The 1,428-nt window shown below is 53.2% G+C and carries 1 rRNA gene; it reads left to right on the top strand.

The window, feature by feature from the left end:
* A 23S ribosomal RNA gene (locus EV102420_RS20710) occupies positions 1–1,384 on the top strand; the annotation flags it as partial.
* Between the last annotated feature and the right edge of the window lie 44 nt (positions 1,385–1,428).

The raw sequence follows: 1,428 nt of genomic DNA, 5'->3' as shown, positions 1-1,428 counted from the left end.
TGACGAGGCACTACGGTGCTGAAGCAACAAATGCCCTGCTTCCAGGAAAAGCCTCTAAGCATCAGGTAACACGAAATCGTACCCCAAACCGACACAGGTGGTCAGGTAGAGAATACCAAGGCGCTTGAGAGAACTCGGGTGAAGGAACTAGGCAAAATGGTGCCGTAACTTCGGGAGAAGGCACGCTGGTGCGTAGGTGAAGTGACTTGCTCACGGAGCTGAAACCAGTCGAAGATACCAGCTGGCTGCAACTGTTTATTAAAAACACAGCACTGTGCAAACACGAAAGTGGACGTATACGGTGTGACGCCTGCCCGGTGCCGGAAGGTTAATTGATGGGGTTATCCGTAAGGAGAAGCTCTTGATCGAAGCCCCGGTAAACGGCGGCCGTAACTATAACGGTCCTAAGGTAGCGAAATTCCTTGTCGGGTAAGTTCCGACCTGCACGAATGGCGTAATGATGGCCAGGCTGTCTCCACCCGAGACTCAGTGAAATTGAAATCGCTGTGAAGATGCAGTGTACCCGCGGCAAGACGGAAAGACCCCGTGAACCTTTACTATAGCTTGACACTGAACATTGAGCCTTGATGTGTAGGATAGGTGGGAGGCTTTGAAGCGTGGACGCCAGTCTGCGTGGAGCCAACCTTGAAATACCACCCTTTAATGTTTGATGTTCTAACGTGGACCCGTGATCCGGGTTGCGGACAGTGTCTGGTGGGTAGTTTGACTGGGGCGGTCTCCTCCTAAAGCGTAACGGAGGAGCACGAAGGTCAGCTAATCCTGGTCGGACATCAGGAGGTTAGTGCAATGGCATAAGCTGGCTTGACTGCGAGCGTGACGGCGCGAGCAGGTGCGAAAGCAGGTCATAGTGATCCGGTGGTTCTGAATGGAAGGGCCATCGCTCAACGGATAAAAGGTACTCCGGGGATAACAGGCTGATACCGCCCAAGAGTTCATATCGACGGCGGTGTTTGGCACCTCGATGTCGGCTCATCACATCCTGGGGCTGAAGTAGGTCCCAAGGGTATGGCTGTTCGCCATTTAAAGTGGTACGCGAGCTGGGTTTAGAACGTCGTGAGACAGTTCGGTCCCTATCTGCCGTGGGCGCTGGAGAACTGAGGGGGGCTGCTCCTAGTACGAGAGGACCGGAGTGGACGCATCACTGGTGTTCGGGTTGTCATGCCAATGGCACTGCCCGGTAGCTAAATGCGGAAGAGATAAGTGCTGAAAGCATCTAAGCACGAAACTTGCCCCGAGATGAGTTCTCCCTGAGACTTTAAGTCTCCTGAAGGAACGTTGAAGACGACGACGTTGATAGGCCGGGTGTGTAAGCGCAGCGATGCGTTGAGCTAACCGGTACTAATGAACCGTGAGGCTTAACCTTACAACGCCGAAGATGTTTTGGCGGATTTGAAAGACGATTTTCAG

Origin of the sequence: Pseudescherichia vulneris NBRC 102420 (genome assembly GCF_000759795.1) — a bacterium.
Classification (GTDB): domain Bacteria; phylum Pseudomonadota; class Gammaproteobacteria; order Enterobacterales; family Enterobacteriaceae; genus Pseudescherichia; species Pseudescherichia vulneris.
This window is presented reverse-complemented; position numbering and strand designations above follow the sequence as displayed.